Source organism: Acinetobacter sp. 1125_18A (assembly GCF_052824985.1).
This window is the reverse complement of the sequence record NZ_VTDG01000010.1, coordinates 23695-42990: the sequence shown is the minus strand read 5'-3', so window position 1 is coordinate 42990 and position 19296 is coordinate 23695. Positions and strand designations below refer to the sequence as shown.

The following is a 19296-nucleotide window of genomic DNA, read 5'->3' as shown; positions in this document are numbered from 1 at the left end:
ATTTTTATGGATAATTTTGATCTAATGTATTTTATCTGACTGGCTTTATCTCTAAGCCCTCGCGCTATTGAAATGAGTGGAGTATCATAGGCAGCATTTTTAACACAGTAAGGTTGTGCATGAAATTGCTGGCATTGGAAACTGCCAATGAGCAGTGTTCCGTTTCGATTGTTGATGAAACTCAAACACTCTATTTTCAACTTGATACGCGAGCAAAAGCACAAACTCAAACCATTTTGCCGATGATTGAGCAAGGTTTTGAGCAAAATCAAATTTCCAGTAAAGACTTGACTGCAATTGCATTTAGCCGTGGGCCAGGTTCATTTAGTGGTGTACGTATCAATGCAGCAGTGACTCAAGCTTTAGCCTGGGCAAATGATATTCCTGTGATTCCAGTTTCAACCTTGCAAGCGCTGGCTCAAGCTGCTTATCGGCAAGCCCAATTGACTGAAGTCACTGCTGTTTTAGATGCACGTATGCAGGAAGTTTATATGGCAAGTTTTAAGCTTGACCCAAATAACATTATGCAACTTGTAGATGAAGAAAAATTATTAGACTATCAACACGCAGCAGAATATCAAAAATATACCTTGATCGGTTCAGGTTCCGCTTTGGTGAATGTAGAGGCTGTCGCGTTTCAACAGATTACTGCTTCCGCTAATGATATCGCCACAATTGCGCGTCAAAATGCACTGCAAAAGCAATGGTTGAGTGCAGAACAAGCTTTACCTGTATATTTACGTGATAATGCATGGAAGAAAATTCCAGAACAAGGTAAACCATAATCGTTTTTCGCTTTAATTTTTAGGATTTCACAATGGATCTTTTACTGCTACTCAAAGCAGCCATTATGGGTATTGTTGAAGGTATTACCGAATTCTTACCTATCTCAAGTACAGGGCATTTAATTCTTGCATCTGAATTAATGAATTTCTGGACCAAAGAAAAAAGTGACTTATTTGTCGTTGCTATTCAAATGGGCGCAATCGCTGCGGTGATTTATGAGTATTGGGGCAAGCTTTGGGGTGCAGCAATTGGTTTGTTTTCAGGTGAACCGAAAGGGCGTCATCTTGGGATCAGTATTATTGCAGCTTCAATTCCAATTATGCTAGTTGGCTTAACTTTTGGTGATATCGTAAAAGAGCTGTTGTTTAATGATATTTCTGTGGCGATTGGTTTAATCGTCGGTGGTTTAATCATTTGGTGGGTTGAAAAAAATCCACCAAAAGTCAATGCGGTGGAAGTGGAAAATATCTCGATTAAAGAAGCGATTTATATTGGTTTAATTCAGGTATTGGCGCTTATTCCAGGGACTTCACGTTCAGGTGCAACCATTATTGGCGGCATGATGCTGGGCGTATCGCGTAAGGCTGCAACAGAATTTTCGTTCTTCCTCGGTATACCAGTCATTGTTGGTGCGGGCTTATTAGATCTTTTTAAAAATTATCATATTTATGAAACAACACAAGATTGGACCGTGTTTTTTGTAGGTCTTATCGTTTCTTTTGTTTCTGCTTTAATTTTGATCCGTGTTTTGGTGGCTTATGTTTCTAAGCGTGATTTCATGGTCTTTGCTTGGTATCGTATTGCTTCAGGTTTGTTGATTTTATTGTTTGCATTAACAGGTTGGAAATTATGGTAAGCGAAATTCGCTTATTTACTGAGTCCACATTTTTTGAGAAAGCACAGTCCTACCAAACTGTGCTTTCTTTACGTGGTGTCGTGGTAAACATTGCAACGATTGAAAAACTCAATGCAAGGTTTTTAAGACTGAACCCAGAACTTGCCTTGTGTGTTGATGAACAAGGGTTAAGTCTGTGCGCCAATGGCATGAAAATGCAGCCTGATTGGAAAGCGGAGATTCCACGTTTAAAACGTGCAACTTTAAAATCTGAAATGATTGCACGGGCATGTAATATTTCAGAAAAACCAAACTTAATTGATGCAACTGCTGGTCTAGGGCATGACGCATTATTGATGGCGCACTTAGGGGCGAAAGTAACCCTGATCGAACGTCATCCAATTTTATTTACATTACTGGAAGATTCAAAAAAACTATTGGAAAATGATCCATTTTTAGCCAAAGTTGTTGAGCGTATTGATTTGGTTTTTTCTGATTCAGCTGAATATTTACAACAATTGATCATCACGCACCAAACTGTCGATGTTGTTTATTTAGATCCGATGTTTCCGCAACGGGATCAAAATCAGCAAGCCATTAAAAAACAGGCGCAAGTGAAAAAGCAAATGCAGCTATTACACATGCTTTTACCTGAAGATGGTGAAATGGATTTAGGCGATCATCTTTTAGTCTTAGCACGGCAAATTGCCAAGCGAGTTGTGGTAAAACGTCCTAGACTGGCTGTATTTTTAAATGATCAGGCAACCGATCATCAATGGCAAGGTGATGCTTGTCGTTTTGATGCCTATTTTAACAGCAATCTTATTGAGTAATTTGGTAACTGTTTCAATAATAGTCGAATTATTGATATATAGTTAAATCAAACATTGATAATTTTTTAGCCAAGCCTAAACTAGATAGGCTGATTGAAGCCACTGCCTTAACAGAATCTTTATGATAGATCTTAAACCCTCGATTAACTTTTGGCATGATTTGAAAAGTAACCAACGTGCAGGGATTTGGTTATTCTTAGGTTCGCGAAAGTCTTTACAAATTGTTCGTCCATCGATTCTTCAATTGATTTTTTGGGGGCTGTTGGGTGCAGGTGCCAATACACTATTTAGCTGGTTAGTTGCTGGTGATGGTGGTGTTTTTAATCGGCAAGGTCTTGTCAGCTATGCATTGTGGCCTTTTATTGCCTTGATTGTAGGGATTTTCCTATCACAACGGACCAATAATCCGCGTTTGATGTTGGTTCCAGCACTGTTATGGTTGGTGCTTGATACGCATATCATGTTGTTTCAATGCTTGCTGCAATATTTGGGCAATCAAGATCTACTGCCTTATTTCACTTATGATGTAATCCCTCTGTTGTTTTTTGCTTTGTTTATTTGGCAAAGTCTTGCTGTGGTGTGGGTATTTTCAAGAGAATTAAAATGGCCATGGTGGGAACGTGCTTTGATCATGTTTGCTACTGTAGCCACTTTGTTCACTTGGCAGGTTTCGATTAAGGAACAGCCGATTTGGAAAGTAGAAGACGTTCCTCCAACGATCAGTGAAAATGCTTTTTATGCACAAAGCCATTTACTCAATAAGGCATTGGAACAGGTTCAGTTTGGTGAGTTTGCTCAAACGCATTGGTACTTTTTAGGTGTTGCTGGTGCAAGTTATCAAGACGTGTTCAAATTTGAAATAGATCGAATTAAAGAACAATTTGATACCCGCTTTGGAACCTTTGGACGCTCTGTTGAGTTGGTCAATAACCCACAAAGTATTAAAGACACTCCTATTGCGTCTAAAACCAGTATCGACCTTGCTTTACGCCGTATTGGCCAACAGATGAATCGCGAAAGTGATGTATTATTTCTTTATATGACTTCTCATGGCTTACCTAATCGTTTTGAACTAGAAAATGAACCGATTAATTTGGATGATGTCGATCCAAAATGGTTAAGAGAAACCCTCGATAAATCGGGTATTCGCTGGAAAGTGATCGTGATTTCAGCCTGTTATTCCGGTAGCTTTGTTTCAGCACTCCAATCACCAGATACTTTGATTATTACTGCTTCAGCAGCAGATCGTGCCTCATTTGGATGTTCAAATGAAGCCGATTATACTTATTTTGGTCGAGCTTTCTTTGATCAGGCAATGCGTGAGCAAGGTTCTCTCAAAGCCGCATTTAAAGAGGTGACTGAAACAGTTGCAAAATGGGAAAATGCACAAGGTTTTGATCCATCTGAGCCGCAATGGGTGATTGGGAAAAATATGGAAATGATGTTACCGCAGTTGGAACAACATTTATTTCCACAACAGGGTGTTATCACTTCTGCACAAACCCAAAATGTAAAATTGGATACGCAACAAAAGCCATGATAAATAACGGCGCTTTAAATGCGGAAGCAAAAGCGCTTTAATTTATATTGAGTTGAATCTATTGATGCTATAAGACGGTAGCCCTAAACAATTTAAAGATCAAAATGTGGAGCGATGCGCTGATGGAACTTTTAAGTAAAAATATCTGTTTTGATGGTGAACAAAGAATTTACCAAACTCAGTCAAATTATTTAAAAGGGGCAACGAAGTTTGCGACATATCTTCCGCCTCAAGCATTAAAAGGGCAGAAATGTCCTGCATTATTCTATTTAGCAGGGCTGACCTGTACAGAAGAAACCTTTATCATAAAGGCGCATGCACAGCGCTTGGCATCTCAGCTTGGTTTAATCTTGATTACACCTGATACATCACCTCGTGGTGAACAGGTTGCACAAGGCGATTCATGGGATTTGGGGCAGGGTGCAGGATTCTATCTCAATGCAACTCAAGCACCTTGGGCTGAGCATTTTCAGATGGAAAGTTATATTGTAGATGAACTTTATCCATTGCTAATAAAAAACTTACCGATTCAATCTGAAGCTGTGGGAATCTTTGGTCATAGTATGGGCGGGCATGGCGCATTAACGCTGGCTTGGAAATATCCAAATTATTTTAAATCAGTATCTGCATTTGCACCGATTTGTGCACCGACAGAATGTCCTTGGGGTGAAAAGGCTTTTTCTCATTATTTAGGCGCTGATCAGTCTGAGTGGACAAAGCATGATGCGACTCAATTACTGCTTTCTAAAGGTCAGTTATTTGACGAAGTGCTTATCGATCAAGGTATAAAAGATCAGTTTTATAGTCAATTGAATCCCGAGAAATACCAACAAGCTTGTCATAAAGTTGGGCAAAAACTCACCTTAAGATTTCATGAAGGTTATGATCACGGTTATTATTTCATTCAAAGTTTTATTGATGACCATTTACAATTTCACGCTTTGCAACTACAAAAATAATTGAATCGTCTAACAAAAACTGAATTTTGAGTAAAAGTAAATCGTTGTTTGCTTTTACTCTATTTCTTTCAGCGCAGAAAAAATATAAACTGCTTTTTGAGGTTTTTTATTTCATATCATTTTAGATTGTCATCAAATAATTTGAATAAAGAGAAGAATATGCAAGAACAAATACCGCCTCCATTTCCGAGTCATTTGAGTTTGGAAAAAGGCGTTACACCACCAGAAATACAGCAACCCGTAGATCAGCAATATCCTAGAATTCACCGTTTTAAATTTCACGGTGATGCGATGGAATATTTTGGTATATGGATTGTGAATATCTTATTGACCATCATTACCTTAAGTTTGTACGCGCCTTGGGCGAAAGTACGTCGTTTACGTTATTTTTATGGTAATACTGAATTCTTTAAAAGACGTTTTGACTTTACTGGTATCCCCACCAAGATTTTAGTTGGACGTTTGATTGCATTGGGTATTTATGCCGCCTTTTCAATTTCCTCGCAGTATTCCATTATTGCGACGGTGGTTGGTTTAGTGGTGCTATATGCAGCAGTGCCATGGCTGATTCGGGCAACAATGCGCTTTACCGCAAGAAACAGTAAATTCGGCAACAGTCGGTTTTATTTTGCGGGAACCACAAAAGAATCCTATAAAGTCTTTTTTCTGAGTATTCTAATTTATATTTTTAGTTTAGGGATATTTGCTCCTGTTGGGATCTGGTTGTATAAAAAATACTACATCGATCATTTATATGCAGGGCAGTTGGATTTTAAATTGAATGCCGATTGGTCAGCCTATATGGCGGCAGTTTACATTCCAATTTTTATGTCTTTTGGAATTATGCTGGCATTTGGCATTATTTATTTCGGAATTATCGGCTTTATTGCAGGTTATACGCCAAACTTTTTTATCTTTGGTGTCTTTGCGATGTACGCTGTGGCAGGGTTGTTTATTTATCCATTAATCGCGGCACGTATTTTTATTACCACATGGAACAATACAACGGTTGGAAGCAGCCAATTTAAAACAGATTGTAATCAATGGCGTTATGCATGGATTGTGGCATCAAATTGGCTGGTTAAAATTCTAAGCATTGGTTTAATGTCTGCATGGGCGGCAATTCGTATTCACAAATATCAAGTTGATTCGATGAGTTTAATTTTGCATGATGATCCAGATCAAATGATGAATCTTGCACAGCAAGAGCAAAGTGCTTTAGCTGAAGAAATTAGTGACATCTTCGACATTGATGTTTCTTTATAATGATATGAGTTGAATAATTTATGTCACGACCAATAGAAGTCATTTTCTATGATGGTGTGGTGTCTAAACCACACCATGCCCAACTTTCTGCTCAATCTGAGTTCGAAGTGCTGATTCAGTATGGTGAGCGTTTAGAGCATCAACGCCGTTATGCATATCGCGATATGGAATTAATTGGCGCACTGGGGCAATTAAATCCTGCAATTGAACTTAAAGATGACGCACGGATTGAATTTCAGGGGGCTTTACCAGAATGGTTTAATTTTGGGACTAAAAATGTCCAGCATTCAATCTGGAAATTAGAACGTTCTCCAAGTTTAATTGTATTCAGTATCATCTTTGTGGTGGCTTTTGTTTTTGCTTTAGTAAAATGGGGTGTTCCGGCGGCATCACATTATGTTGCTTTTCAGTTGCCTGAAAATAGTTTGAATAAATTAGGTGATGAAGCGGAAAAATATGTGTTGAATAATTGGACTAATCCCAGTCATTTGGCTCAAGGTCAAAAAGATCAAATTTCCAAGCAATATCTAAATACCATCGCTGAAGGAAAGCCAGCAAAATTGGTCTTTCGTGAAGGTGGGCGATTGGGTGCCAACGCAGTGGCTTTACCCAACAATACGATTATTATCACCGATGAGCTGATTGAAATGGCGCATAGTGATCAAGAGATTTTAGGTGTATTGGCACATGAGCAAGGGCATTTGGTTGAACGCCATAGCTTACAGCAAGGCTTGACCAGTTTGGGGTTAAGTGTGTTGTATATTGCTATGACGGGAGACAGTTCAGACCTATTGACCTCGTTACCTGCTGCGATGATCGGTGCAAATTATTCACGCAAATTTGAAGCTGAGGCGGATATGTATGCGCTGAAATTGATGGATCGTAAAGGCATTGAAGTGTCTCATTTTGCGAACTTCTTACAACGCTTAGGTGATGAAACGGCGCTGGAAGAAAAACCAAAGCAAGCAGGCAAAACGGCTGAAGCTGATAAAAAAGCGGATCCAAATAAAAAACAACCTCAAAATGAATCTACTGAAAAAGAGAGTCCTTTAGAGATTTTTGATGCATTATCTTCACATCCTGCAACTGAAGAACGGGTTAAAATGGTTCGTGATTTTGAGAAAAAACAACAGGCTAAACCTTAAACAATAAAGATAAGCGATGCTTATCTATAGATTATGCAAGGTGAGGGTGACTTGATCTAGGGCTTAATTAAGCCCTTTATTTTTTTGTATTTTTCTCAAAGACCAGTGCACTCGTTAAAACCCATATCATCAAGTAATAGGCAGCCGCTGATTCAACTAGGTTGATTGCTATGATCTGATAAATTAACCAAGATGAGTAAAACTGTTGCTTTTTAAAACAACCCAGTAGGGTAAGTTTGTTATAATAGGAAAAATTTTTATCTTTGCCAGGTTGTTTCATGTCCAAGCCATATCTGATTGCACCTTCAATTTTATCTGCTGATTTTGCCCGTCTGGGTGAAGATGTGGAAAATGTATTGGCAGCTGGTGCAGATGTTGTCCACTTTGATGTCATGGATAACCACTATGTTCCAAACTTAACCTTTGGTGCGGGTATATGTAAGGCATTAAAGAAATATGGGATCAAAGCCCCGATTGATGTGCATCTTATGGTTTCGCCTGTTGATCGTATGATTGGTGATTTCTTAGAAGCAGGCGCAGATATTATTACTTTTCATCCTGAAGCAACGCATCATATCGACCGTTCATTACAATTGATTAAAGATGGTGGTGCTAAAGCAGGTTTAGTGTTTAATCCAGCAACACCTTTGCACTATCTCGACTATGTTTTAGATAAAGTGGATCAAGTGCTTTTAATGAGTGTAAACCCTGGCTTTGGCGGTCAAAAATTTATTCCTACCACTTTGGATAAATTACGTGAGGCACGTAAAATTATTGATGCTTCAGGTCGTGACATTCGTTTAGAAATTGATGGCGGTGTTGGGCCAGCAAATATCCGTGAAATTGCTGAAGCGGGAGCAGACATGTTTGTTGCTGGTTCTGCGATTTTTAGTAAACCTGATTATCAAGCTGTGATTAACGAAATGCGCGCTGAATTAGCAAAAGTTGGACAAGTTTCGGCTTAAACTTTTCCACAAATGTATTGTGTGAATTGTGGATAACTTTGATGATAACTATATGGATAACCATGTTGATAAGCATATGGATAAGCTGGGTATAGATTAATCAAAGGGTGATCAATCGTTTATCACACATGCAATTTTTGTTTAAAAAGAGCTCAAACGAGCTCTTTTTTAATAAGAATAGTCCGCTACTCATCAATTTAATTATTCATTTTTTATTCAAAGTGCAGTTGATGGAAAATTATTCAGTGATATTGACAATCTTTCCGCGTGATATTTGCCAAACTCGTCATTATTGGCTATGCTTTAGCTTCATCTTAGATTAAAACATAGGTTTTAGTTTTGTTTAGACAACTGCACAAACGGCTTTGGTTTGTTTGTCTTATGGTTTTTGCCATAGGGTGGAGCAGTGTGTCTATTGCATCTGTAAATGTGATGCAACATGAGCAAATGATGAATTCATCGCTTGTAGATGAACATCAATCGATGATGAATAGCAGTGCTGTCCAAGAAATGAAAAAGCACTGTTCAGATATAAAACAAAAGCAAAATGATCCAAATTTGCATCTCAATCATGAACAGCAGGTGCAAAATTTAAAAGATTGCCATAATCAACAGGCTCAATCTCAAGATACGCAGCTGACTAAATGCTTAGATTGTGCTGCATTCTCATGTCAATCTTCAGTGGTTTGGTTCAATCCTGATATTCCAAAATTGATTGCACCTGATCATCTGCAAAATACTCAAGCCTATCAAATCAATTACCAAGCTCAGCACCTCGCAGGGCATTGGCAAGAAATCCTACGCCCTCCAAAAGCTTAATCTGATTTTAGACACTTTTTTATTCAAAATTGCTTGTTAAAATTTAGGTTAAGTTATGTTTATTCAGTTATCTCAAAAGCGATTAGCTCAAAGCTTGATTGCGACATTGTGCTTGGTCTCCTCAACTTGGGGAATTGCCGCAATCAAAGAATATCAACTCAGCATTGATGAAGGAATCGTCAATGTAACAGGTAAACCGGTAAAACGAATTACTGTAAATGGCCAGTTTCCCGCACCACTTTTAGAATTTGAAGAAGGTGATGAAGCGGTGATTCGAGTTAAAAATAATTTAAAGAACCAAGATTCATCGATCCATTGGCATGGTCTCTTATTGCTCGGCATTATGGATGGTGTACCTGGCTTTAATGGTTATAACGGGATCAAACCCAACGAAGAATTTGTCTATAAGTTCAAAGTTCGTCAGAGTGGAACCTATTGGTATCATGCCCATTCGAAAGGCCAAGAACAGGATGGCTTATATGGTTCTTTAGTGATTTATCCAAAGAATAAAAAACCGCTGGCAGTGCATGAACGCACAGATCGTGATTATGTGGTGATGTTGTCGGATTTTCATGAGCAAACCAGTGACCAGATCCAAAAAAACCTAAAAATTTCCGCAGAATATTATCAAAATCGACGTGAAACCTTAGGGGATGTTTGGAAACAGTTACAACGTGATGGTTTAAAAGCAACGTGGTCTGATCGCAAAATGTGGAATCAGATGCGTATGTTAAAAACAGATATGTCTGATGTGACGGGTTATACCTTTCTTGTAAACGGAAAAACCCCTGAACAAAATTGGACAGGTCTGTTTAAGCCAAATGAAAAAGTTCGACTGCGCTTTGTGAATGCATCGGCAATGTCGTTCTTTGATGTACGTATACCTCAGCTAAAAATGACAGTGGTCAGTGCCGATGGGCAGCCTGTAAAGCCAGTGGCTGTGGATGAATTTCGTATAGGTACAGCTGAAACCTATGATGTAATTGTTGAACCAAAAACCAGTCATTATCAGATTGAGGCAGAGTCTATTGACCGTTCAGGATTTGCGATTGGAACACTCCACAATGAATTAACAGCAAAAAGTGCTGCTATTCATATGCCTGCTGCTCGTCCACGTGCTGTGCTAACTATGGAAGATATGGGAGGTCATGGAGGCGGAGGGATGGATCACTCTAAGATGAGTATGGGTGATATGCAAGGCATGGATCACTCGAAAATGAGTGCTGACGATATGCAAGGCATGGATCACTCGAAAATGAGTACTGATGCTATGCAAGGCATGGATCACTCGAAAATGAGTGCGAATGATATGCAGGGCATGGATCATTCAAAAATGAATGCCAACGATATGCAAGGTATGGACCATTCAAAAATGAATGCGGATGATACGCAAGCTATAGATCATTCACAGCATCGCAATTCATCGGCAGCGCAAAAAAATGACCAAGTGGTTTATGGTTGGGCAAATGCATCGACGCCGCAAGGAGATAAAGCATTGCAATACAGTGATTTAAAATCACTAACCCCTCAACCTGATACTCGTGATGCCACCAGTGAATTGGTGATTCGCTTAGGCGGAACCATGGAGCGTTATGTTTGGACGATTAATGGTAAAAAATTCAGTGATGCTGAACCACTCAAAGTGAAATATGGCGAACGTATCCGAATTAAATTTATCAATGACAGTATGATGGCGCATCCAATGCATTTACACGGCATGTTTATGCAACTGGAAAATGGTCAGCCTGCTGTGGATATGCCTAATAAACACACCATTGTTGTACCACCTGCAAAAACAGTTACAGCATTATTAACCGCTGATGAATTGGGTGAATGGGCAATCCATTGTCATTTGCTCTACCACATGAGTGCAGGGATGATGAATAAATTGATTGTTGCCAATGTGAGTGATGGCAAAGTGTCCACTCAGCCAGTTCAAACAAGCAACACCACTCAAAAGACTGAAGTGAAAGGAGACGAACATGCAAATCATTAATCTTTTTTCTAAATCAGTTCTGGCAAGTTCATTACTTATGCTGAGTGGTTTGGCTTTGGCCCATGAAGTGCATCAGATGCAAAGTGATACGAGTATTGCGACTGGATCAACTGATCATTCAAGTATGGATCATTCAAAAATGAATCAGTTGGATGAGCAAAGCAATCCTGTAGATCATACACAACATCAAGCGCCCACAACCACTATGGGGGAGGAGAGAATAGCTTCGCATAGTACCCATGATCATCGTAAAGAACATGGTGCACAGGTTTATCAGCGAGTGACTATTGATAATGCTTGGATGCTGGATGAAGATGGAAAAGGTACTTTAGATTCATCTTTAGAGTTACGCATAGGTACTGATGAAAATAAGTTATTCATTAAAGGGAGCTCCAGTAAGGCTGAATCAGACAAAATAGAATATGATCTAAGTGCCCTCTATAGCCGTAACATTGCTGATTTTTGGGATGTACAGGCGGGTGTGCGTTACAGTGATAATCCTGAACGAAGCACTGATCAGGAACGTGTAGATGCAGCTTTGGGTTTACACGGCTTGGCACAGTACTTTTTTGAAACAGATGCTTATCTGTATTTCGGACAGGACAGTCGGGTTGCATTTAGCCTAGAAACTGAACGTGATTTACTACTGACACAAAAGCTGATTTTAAAGCCTTATTTAGATTTAAATGTGGTATTTAGCGATGATTCACGTTATGCCCAAAAAACAGGCCTAAACAGTATTAAAACAGGTTTAGAAACCCGTTATGAAATCACAAAAAAGGTGATGCCTTATGTGAGTGTGGTCTATGCATATTCTAAAGGTAACAAAGAGACAGCATGGCAAACTGCAACTAACTCCGAATCAGGTTGGTTATATGGTGCAGGTCTGCGTTTTAGATTCTAAGCTTTCGTTTTTCGTATAAAGCAAAAGGTCACTTCTTTGGGAGTGACCTTTTACGTTTCTGCAATGCCAGCAACACGTTCAAGCTGGTTATTTACAAATTTAAACTCCATTCCATGCTCTGTGTCTAAATCATAGTGAATAGAGAGGGTTAAGGTATCGGGTGCACTCACACGCAAATTTAACATGGTCTGAATATAAGGATTATGAGATTCCACATCCTGAATATTCAATGCAGCCTCACCTGATTTTTCTGGATTTTCATAATAATGTGCATAAAGCTTTTGATAGCGTTCAAAAGCATGTTGCTGAATGGTCTGAATATGTTGTTCAATACTGTTGATAAATAACTGGTAGGTTTTCGCAAAAGCGTTGAGTTGATCTAGATTGGGCGCTTCTTCGATCTCATCGCCATCTTCATCAAACTCTTCCCCTAAGAAAATCTCCCGATCAGCATTTTGATTAAAAAAACAATGCGAAAAAAAAGTTTCTGAACTAAACCCAGCCCAGCTCGGGTGGATATCACCCCAATAATCATGTTTCATGGTTTTGATCCCAGATTTTTATATTTAGCATGCTTGATCATAAAGTAAGCCTCATGAAAAAAAATTATTCGAAATGTAAAAAAGGTCAAATTTTGTAAATTTTAATAAATTCCTCAACATGAGTTGATATAATTAGGTTTCTTCAGGAGGAACGACCTCCCTCAATTTGAGAAAAATCGTCAGGACGGCCTGATTCTAATTTAAATTTGGAGCTGGTCATGGCTTGGGTTTTTCTTATTTTCGCAGGTATCTTTGAAATCGTTTGGGCATATAGTATGAAATTGTCCGAAGGTTTTACAAAGCTTACACCAAGTATTGTCACCTTATTTTTCATGATTTTAAGCTTTGGTCTATTGGCATATGCGATGCGTACTTTGCCATTGGGAACTGCTTATACCATTTGGACTGGGATTGGAGCGATAGGCTCATTCTTGGTTGGTATTTTTATTTTGGGTGAACCTGCAACAGCAATGCGTATGTTCGCTGCTGTACTGATTGTTTCTGGCTTAGTTTTAATGAAACTTTCTTCGTCTTAATTTATTGAAATGTTTAAGTGCTATTTCTGTAGGAGATAGCACTTTTTTTATGTGTAGTTCATGGTGTAATCAATAGTGGAAACACCCAATAGAAAATGGTGAATGTGTAATGGCATGGGTTTTATTGGCAGTTGCGGGTGTGCTTGAGGTGGTTTGGGCATATTTTATGAAGGTGTCTGACGGGTTTACCAAGCTGACACCGAGTATCTTGACCATCATCTTTATGATTGCAAGTTTTGCATTACTTTCTTATGCAATGAAAACATTACCACTTGGTACCGCTTATACCGTGTGGACAGGGATTGGTGCGATTGGTTCTTTTGCCGTCGGAATTTTCTTTTTAGGTGAAGCAGCCTCAGCGATGCGGATGTTGGCTGCTGTATTGATTATTTCAGGTCTTATTTTGATGAAATTATCTTCAAGCTAAGTTAAGCTGTTGGTGAGTTGGAAAGGGAATAAGGACATGCAACTTTCATTTATGGAAATGAGCTCCCCAGTCGGGATATTAAAATTAGTCGCCCATGATCATGCCTTGATTGCAGTACTTTGGGAAAATGAAAATCCTAAACGGGTTCGTTTGGCTGAATTAATTAAAAACAATACACATCCAGTTTTGTTGGAGACGGCGAAACAATTGAATGAGTATTTTCAAGGAAAAAGAACCCAGTTCGATTTACCGCTAGATTTTGCGGGGACTGAGTTTCAACAGAAAGTTTGGCAAGCTTTGTTGACGATTCCATTTGGTGAAACGCGTAGCTATAAAGAGATCGCAGAACAGATTGGAAATGTCAAAGCGGTTCGGGCAGTGGGCGCAGCGAATGGTAAAAATCCGATCTCTATTATTGCGCCATGTCATCGTGTGGTCGGGGCCGATGGTAAATTGGTTGGTTTTGCGGGTGGGTTGGATAATAAGGATATTCTTTTAAAAATTGAACAAGTGCCATAGACTCAACGCTATTTATTATTACATTACAATTTAAAATGATTGCTCAAATTTTTGCACCATTGTTATCAAATTTAGGTTGGATCGTTTTACTTTTCGTTGCGATTATGCTGGTTAAATTCTTTAAGCCCTTTTTAAAAGGGAAAATAGGTGAATTTGCTGTCAGCACCCATGTCAAACTCTATTTAGACAAAGAAAATTATATTTTATTAAATGATTGTACTCTGCCTGATGAGCAAAATCAGACCACCCAAATAGATCATATTTTATTGAGCCCTTATGGTATTTTTGTCATTGAAACAAAGAATTATAAAGGTTGGATATTTGGTGGCGAGCGTCAAAAGATTTGGACACAAAAGATTTATAAAAAGAGCTATAAGTTCCAAAATCCATTACATCAAAATTATAAGCACCAAAAAGTTTTAGAAAATGTGCTCACAGATATTGTTGATTCTACTCAGATCCATTCAATCGTAGTTTTTATGCCTGATTGCGAATTTAAAACCCAAATGCCAAACAATGTCTTTCGTGGTGCAGGTTGGACAGATTATGTCAAACAATTTAAGCAAATCAACATTCCTCCAATGAAATTAAAACGTATTCAGTATCGTCTAGAGGAAGAAATTTTAGAAAAGTCGTGGAAAACCAATCGCCAACATATACAAAGCCTTAAAGATAAATATACTGAGAAATGAACAGATTATCCATAATCAACATCGTCCAGATTAAATTATATTTTTTGTATGATTGGATCCGTATGCTGTAACTGTGGCATTAAGATCAGCAGAGGATGAGGGGGGAAATCACTCATCCGCAGCTTTAGACTTTAACCATTTCCATTGCCCATTTTTAAATTGGTAAGTGTCGATCCACCATCTTGCACCACCTCGACATGAGCTGGTCATTTGTTTCTTCTGGGTAATTAGTTTGAGATCCGTCAATCCAGAACATTGTGCATGGCTAAAATCAAATTTTTCTTGGTCCAACACTTGATAATCTTTACTTTTAGGTCGAAAGAGAAAAATATCAAAAATAGAATAAACCCCCATTCCCATGTCAGGTGTAGACACAGCAATATCGGTATATCCATCAAAATTATAGTCTTGAAAATGAATCTGTCGTTTTCGTTCAAATGGTAATTCTGCAAGATCAAATGCTTGCTGTTTAGCCGCTGTTTGAATGATGAGTTGACCTGATTCGTCATCACCATCTTTAAAAATAAAATGAGTTTTTTGCCCATTGACTACATCGTTAATATTGCGACTTACAGTTTGTTGTTGAGGTTGGGCAAATGCGAATGGGGTTAAAAGTAAACTTGATAGCATTGTTGTCGTGAGTGTTTTGTGCATTATTATTCTCATTGTCTTTTCCATTGTTTTAGGGGAGTTTCCAAGTTTCAGCTGTTTAGTGAAACTTGGATGCTATTTTCAAAAGTGCAGAGCAATATTCAACATTTAAAAGCGCTTTGGAATTTTTTGGCCACCTTCAATCGGCGTTTCGGCATTTTTTAATACACCAAATAACCATGTTTCAGCATGTTGTACCGCGATTTTAAGCGGATCTCCTAGTGCTAAACGTCCTGCAATAAAGCTTGCCAATGAACAACCTGAACCATGGTATTCACCTGCCAAACGGGGACATTTAGATTCAGCGATCATTTCACCATTCACATACAAGGCGTTGCGAATATAGTCTGGGGTATCTTCATGCCCACCTTTTACCAGAACAGCTTGTGCGCCCATTTCAAACAGTTTGGCTGTGGCTTTTTCTATGTCTTGTTCTGCTGTTAAGGCGCGTAATTCCACAGTATTTGGGGTAATGATTGTTGCCAGAGGAATCAGTTCGATAAAGGCTTTAACCAAGGTCTCTTGATTACCCAGTGAACCACCACTATTTGCCACTAAAACAGGATCAAGTACATATAGATAATCTGGATGTTCACGTAAAAACTCAGCCAGTGCAGCAATATTATCTGTGGTTCCTAACATCCCCGATTTGATGGCTTTAATAGGTAAATCACCGACAACTGCATTGGCCTGAGCAAGCAGTAGTTCTTTGGAGCTGGCTTCAAAACCAAAAACTTGTTGAGAGTTTTGAATGGTTAATGCTGTACAAGCAATTGCCGCATGTGCGCCACTTTGACCAATCGCTTCAATATCAGCCTGTATACCAGCACCACCAGAAGGGTCTAGACCTGAAAAACAAAGTACAGTAGGGCGCACGATGATGTCCTTAATTCACAAATTTACGTTAGTATAGGCAAGTTTACGAGAACACTCGATAGTAATTTGATAATTGTTTCAAACACAGATTTAAAGGATTGGATGGTGATAAAGAATATTTTAATCGATCTCGACGGCACATTAACCGACCCAAAAGTAGGCATTACGACATCTGCACGTTATGGACTTGCAAAGGTTGGGCATCCGATTCCTGACAGTGAAAATATCGACTGGATTATTGGTCCACCGTTAAAGGCATCATTGGCAAAGCTACTCAATGTTGAAGCAAATGACCTCTTAGCTGAGCAAGCTTTATTGGGTTATCGTGAACGTTTTGCTGTAACAGGCTTATTTGAAAACCATGTTTTTAATGATGTTGCACAAACCTTGGAAGCCTTAAAAAGTAAGGGCTATCGACTGTTTTTAGCCACCGCAAAACCTGAAGTTTATGCACGTCAAATCTTAGATCATTTTGATTTATTAAAATATTTTGATTATCCCTATGGCAGTGAGTTAAATGGCGAGCGCACCAATAAAGGTGAGTTAATCACTTATATCCTTGAAAAAGAAAAATTAAATCCAGAAGAGTGTTTGATGGTGGGAGACCGGGAACATGATATTTTTGGTGCGCGTAAAAATGCGATTGAAACCATTGCGGTAGAATATGGATATGGCTCAAAACAAGAGTTGGATGAAGCAGCGCCGAAAGCAAGAATTGCAAAGTTCTCTGAATTGTTAAACCTGCTCTAAATCTGCTTTTAGTTCAGACTTTTGGGATAATTTGAATTTACCTTAATGATCCCCAACACATCGATAAAATATTCTCGGTTGGGGATTTTACTCGTAATCACATAGTTAGTAGTAATCACACATTTAAACAGGGACTAAATCCCCAGTAGTCTTTTAATGTTATTCACTCAATTGGGTAGAGATACTGCATGATGTGGAAGCATTAAACGCTTAGACCCATCACCGCCAAATTTACGATCTACTTCCAATAAAACATGGGTTTGATGTGGAGAGATATTCAAATGTGAAATGGGTGGCAAGTCAATCCATCTAAAGGTAAAAATGATGGAATTAACGCACATCCAAATACAATGATTCCTTAATTTCTTCCATCACAATATAACTATGTGATGAGGCTGAAGATGGAAGTTTTTTAAGTAAATCACCAAGTAAGCGTCGGTAAGCGCTCATTTCTTTTAATCGGGCTTTGACTAAATAATCAAAATCTCCCGAAATAAGATGGCACTCTTGTACTTCTGGTATTTCCATTAAGTCTTTGGCCACTTGTTCAAACACATCACCAGACTTTGCAGATAAGCTAATTTCTAGAAAAACCAATAAGTTACGATCAAGGTGTTTCGGGTTTAGACGAGCATGATAGCCCATAATGATGCCATCTCGCTCCAAACGTTTGACACGTTCAGAACAAGGTGTGGTCGATAAACTGACCCGCGAGGCCAACTCGCTGATGGCAATTCGACCCTCATTTTGAAGAATATCTAAAATCATTCGATCTATACGGTCTAATTTACGCATCAATTATTCCCTTTTTTTTAATCATTTTTCACGACAATAAATTAAAACACCTAAATTTTAGCATTAAAAATAGTGAAATAAACTATTGAACCAAAAATATACTAGTGAAATAAACTAGTAAATGCATAAAGGATAAGAAATGCGTGTAATAGTATTAGGTAGTGGTGTGATTGGCGTAGCAAGTGCATATTACCTCGCGCAGCAAGGAGCACAAGTTACAGTTTTAGACCGTCAAGCAGGTCCAGCTGAAGAAACCAGCTTTGGTAATGCAGGTCAAATTTCTCCAGGATATTCGACACCGTGGGCTGCCCCAGGTATTCCATTTAAAGCGGTTAAGTGGATGTTTCAACATCATGCGCCACTCGCGATTAATATCGATGGCAGTATGTGGCAGTTACAGTGGATGGCGCAAATGCTTAAAAACTGTAACTCAGAAAGTTATGCAATTAACAAAGAACGAATGACCCGTGTTGCAGAATATAGCCGTGACTGTTTAAGAGAACTGCGTAAAGATACTGGGATTGAATACGAAAACCGTTCAAAAGGCACGTTGCAAGTTTTCCGTAATGAAGCTCAATTAGAAATGGTTCAGCGTGATATTGCTGTACTCAAAGAATGTGGTGTTCCACATGAGTTATTGCTTAAAGATGATCTTGCTAAAGTAGAACCAGCATTAGAACATGCCAAAGATAAATTGGTCGGTGGTTTACATCTTCCAAATGATGAAACAGGCGACTGCTATTTATTTACCAATGCTTTAGCCAATTTAGCCAAAGGTTTAGGTGTCGAGTTTAAATTCAACCAAAATGTTGAAAGATTGGTGGTTGAAGGTGATGAAATCAAAGGTGTAGTGGTTAATGGTGAAGTGTTAACTGCTGATCGCTATGTATTGGCTTTTGGTAGCTATTCACGTGATTTCTTAAAGCCGCTGGAATTGAATTTACCTGTTTACCCAGTGAAGGGTTATTCTTTAACTATTCCAATTGTTGATCCAACATTTGCACCACAATCTACAGTTTTGGATGAAACCTATAAAATCGCGATTACTCGTTTTGATCAACGTATTCGTGTTGGTGGAATGGCAGAATTAAGCGGTTTTAATCATGGTTTAAATGCGGATCGCCGTGGCACCTTGGAAATGGTGACCCAAGATTTATTCCCAGGTGGTGATTTGGCACAAGCATCATTTTGGACCGGTCTTCGCCCAATGACCCCAGATAGCACACCAATTATTGGCGCAACACGTTTTAAAAACTTATTCCTCAATACTGGACATGGCACTTTAGGCTGGACGATGGCATGTGGTTCAGGAAAATTGATCAGTGACCTGGTACTTAATCATCAAACCGATATCAGTACCGAAGGTTTATCTATTCAGCGTTATCCACACGCTGCTTAAGTGCCACTTTATTAAAACAGTGATAAATAAATTGTTTAGCGATAAATAATTTACAACGCCA

23 protein-coding genes are annotated in these 19296 nt (G+C 38.7%); 17 read left to right on the top strand and 6 right to left on the bottom strand.

Annotated features, from left to right (window positions below):
- The first annotated feature begins 119 nt into the window (after positions 1-119).
- The 7 genes from tsaB (at position 120) to FY049_RS16410 (ending at position 7364) form a co-directional block, all read left to right on the top strand.
- Entirely contained in the window at positions 120-785 is a 666-nt protein-coding gene (gene tsaB, locus FY049_RS16440; protein ID WP_151956454.1) for a tRNA (adenosine(37)-N6)-threonylcarbamoyltransferase complex dimerization subunit type 1 TsaB, read from the top strand.
- A 32-nt stretch (positions 786-817) separates the two neighbouring features.
- Complete coding sequence (locus FY049_RS16435; RefSeq protein ID WP_004723699.1) at positions 818-1642, top strand: undecaprenyl-diphosphate phosphatase; 825 nt, start codon at positions 818-820, stop codon at positions 1640-1642.
- Positions 1636-2454 carry a class I SAM-dependent methyltransferase gene (locus FY049_RS16430; RefSeq protein WP_446084016.1) on the top strand — a complete coding sequence of 273 codons (819 nt, stop codon included), beginning with the start codon at positions 1636-1638 and terminating at the stop codon, positions 2452-2454. The genes FY049_RS16435 and FY049_RS16430 overlap by 7 nt, the downstream gene beginning before the upstream one ends.
- Positions 2455-2575: 121 nt before the next feature.
- Positions 2576-3994: a C13 family peptidase gene (locus FY049_RS16425; protein WP_446084015.1), complete on the top strand. Its 1419-nt coding sequence runs from the start codon at positions 2576-2578 to the stop codon at positions 3992-3994.
- A 122-nt stretch (positions 3995-4116) separates the two neighbouring features.
- Positions 4117-4953: an S-formylglutathione hydrolase gene (gene fghA, locus FY049_RS16420; protein ID WP_004723693.1), complete on the top strand. Its 837-nt coding sequence runs from the start codon at positions 4117-4119 to the stop codon at positions 4951-4953.
- A gap of 159 nt (positions 4954-5112) precedes the next feature.
- Positions 5113-6219, top strand: a complete 1107-nt coding sequence (locus FY049_RS16415) for a YjgN family protein (protein ID WP_446084014.1) — start codon at positions 5113-5115, stop codon at positions 6217-6219.
- 20 nt (positions 6220-6239) lie between these two features.
- On the top strand, positions 6240-7364 hold the full coding sequence (locus FY049_RS16410; protein ID WP_446084013.1) for a M48 family metallopeptidase: 1125 nt from the start codon (positions 6240-6242) through the stop codon (positions 7362-7364).
- 76 nt (positions 7365-7440) lie between these two features.
- Here the strand turns inward: FY049_RS16410 and FY049_RS16405 are convergent, their stop codons facing one another.
- Positions 7441-7644 carry a hypothetical protein gene (locus tag FY049_RS16405; protein ID WP_262782370.1) on the bottom strand — a complete coding sequence of 68 codons (204 nt, stop codon included), beginning with the start codon at positions 7642-7644 and terminating at the stop codon, positions 7441-7443.
- Between FY049_RS16405 and rpe the strand changes: the two genes are divergently transcribed.
- The 4 genes from rpe (at position 7643) to FY049_RS16385 (ending at position 12048) form a co-directional block, all read left to right on the top strand.
- The gene (gene rpe / locus FY049_RS16400) at positions 7643-8329 is read left to right on the top strand and encodes a ribulose-phosphate 3-epimerase (protein ID WP_034613857.1); all 687 of its coding nucleotides are present in this window, start codon (positions 7643-7645) and stop codon (positions 8327-8329) included. The two genes, FY049_RS16405 and rpe, sit on opposite strands and share 2 nt — an antisense overlap.
- A gap of 408 nt (positions 8330-8737) precedes the next feature.
- The gene (locus FY049_RS16395; RefSeq protein ID WP_262782369.1) at positions 8738-9148 is read left to right on the top strand and encodes a hypothetical protein; all 411 of its coding nucleotides are present in this window, start codon (positions 8738-8740) and stop codon (positions 9146-9148) included.
- A gap of 55 nt (positions 9149-9203) precedes the next feature.
- On the top strand, positions 9204-11144 hold the full coding sequence (locus FY049_RS16390) for a multicopper oxidase domain-containing protein (protein WP_446084012.1): 1941 nt from the start codon (positions 9204-9206) through the stop codon (positions 11142-11144).
- Positions 11131-12048: a copper resistance protein B gene (locus FY049_RS16385; protein WP_446084011.1), complete on the top strand. Its 918-nt coding sequence runs from the start codon at positions 11131-11133 to the stop codon at positions 12046-12048. The genes FY049_RS16390 and FY049_RS16385 overlap by 14 nt, the downstream gene beginning before the upstream one ends.
- Before the next feature lie 50 nt (positions 12049-12098).
- On the opposite strand, the gene FY049_RS16380 is transcribed toward FY049_RS16385, so the two are convergent.
- Positions 12099-12590, bottom strand: coding sequence for a DUF6985 domain-containing protein (locus FY049_RS16380; RefSeq protein WP_034617607.1), 492 nt, complete (start codon positions 12588-12590; stop codon positions 12099-12101).
- Positions 12591-12808: 218 nt separating this feature from the next.
- On the opposite strand from FY049_RS16380, the gene FY049_RS16375 reads away from it, so the two are divergent.
- From FY049_RS16375 to FY049_RS16360, 4 genes are all read left to right on the top strand, one after another.
- Entirely contained in the window at positions 12809-13126 is a 318-nt protein-coding gene (locus FY049_RS16375) for a DMT family transporter (RefSeq protein ID WP_004723678.1), read from the top strand.
- Between the two features lie 109 nt (positions 13127-13235).
- Positions 13236-13553 (top strand): DMT family transporter, encoded by a 318-nt coding sequence (locus tag FY049_RS16370; protein WP_034617609.1) that lies wholly within the window; start codon positions 13236-13238, stop codon positions 13551-13553.
- Between the two features lie 36 nt (positions 13554-13589).
- Positions 13590-14072, top strand: a complete 483-nt coding sequence (locus FY049_RS16365) for a methylated-DNA--[protein]-cysteine S-methyltransferase (RefSeq protein ID WP_056515584.1) — start codon at positions 13590-13592, stop codon at positions 14070-14072.
- Between the two features lie 35 nt (positions 14073-14107).
- Positions 14108-14764, top strand: coding sequence for a nuclease-related domain-containing protein (locus FY049_RS16360; RefSeq protein ID WP_446084010.1), 657 nt, complete (start codon positions 14108-14110; stop codon positions 14762-14764).
- A gap of 108 nt (positions 14765-14872) precedes the next feature.
- Here the strand turns inward: FY049_RS16360 and FY049_RS16355 are convergent, their stop codons facing one another.
- Together FY049_RS16355 and FY049_RS16350 are read right to left on the bottom strand one after the other, a co-directional pair.
- Positions 14873-15418 (bottom strand): XAC2610-related protein, encoded by a 546-nt coding sequence (locus FY049_RS16355; protein ID WP_333664776.1) that lies wholly within the window; start codon positions 15416-15418, stop codon positions 14873-14875.
- Between the two features lie 105 nt (positions 15419-15523).
- Positions 15524-16291 carry a hydroxymethylpyrimidine/phosphomethylpyrimidine kinase gene (locus FY049_RS16350; RefSeq protein ID WP_056515576.1) on the bottom strand — a complete coding sequence of 256 codons (768 nt, stop codon included), beginning with the start codon at positions 16289-16291 and terminating at the stop codon, positions 15524-15526.
- A 102-nt stretch (positions 16292-16393) separates the two neighbouring features.
- Here FY049_RS16350 and FY049_RS16345 point away from each other — a divergent pair, with 102 nt between their 5' ends.
- Positions 16394-17041: an HAD-IA family hydrolase gene (locus tag FY049_RS16345; protein ID WP_418655391.1), complete on the top strand. Its 648-nt coding sequence runs from the start codon at positions 16394-16396 to the stop codon at positions 17039-17041.
- Between the two features lie 167 nt (positions 17042-17208).
- Here the strand turns inward: FY049_RS16345 and FY049_RS16340 are convergent, their stop codons facing one another.
- Both FY049_RS16340 and FY049_RS16335 read right to left on the bottom strand, forming a co-directional pair.
- The gene (locus tag FY049_RS16340) at positions 17209-17340 is read right to left on the bottom strand and encodes a hypothetical protein (protein WP_335954228.1); all 132 of its coding nucleotides are present in this window, start codon (positions 17338-17340) and stop codon (positions 17209-17211) included.
- A 31-nt stretch (positions 17341-17371) separates the two neighbouring features.
- Positions 17372-17836, bottom strand: a complete 465-nt coding sequence (locus tag FY049_RS16335) for an Lrp/AsnC ligand binding domain-containing protein (protein WP_004723670.1) — start codon at positions 17834-17836, stop codon at positions 17372-17374.
- Between the two features lie 139 nt (positions 17837-17975).
- On the opposite strand from FY049_RS16335, the gene FY049_RS16330 reads away from it, so the two are divergent.
- Positions 17976-19235, top strand: a complete 1260-nt coding sequence (locus FY049_RS16330; protein ID WP_004723669.1) for a D-amino acid dehydrogenase — start codon at positions 17976-17978, stop codon at positions 19233-19235.
- Positions 19236-19296 lie beyond the last annotated feature (61 nt).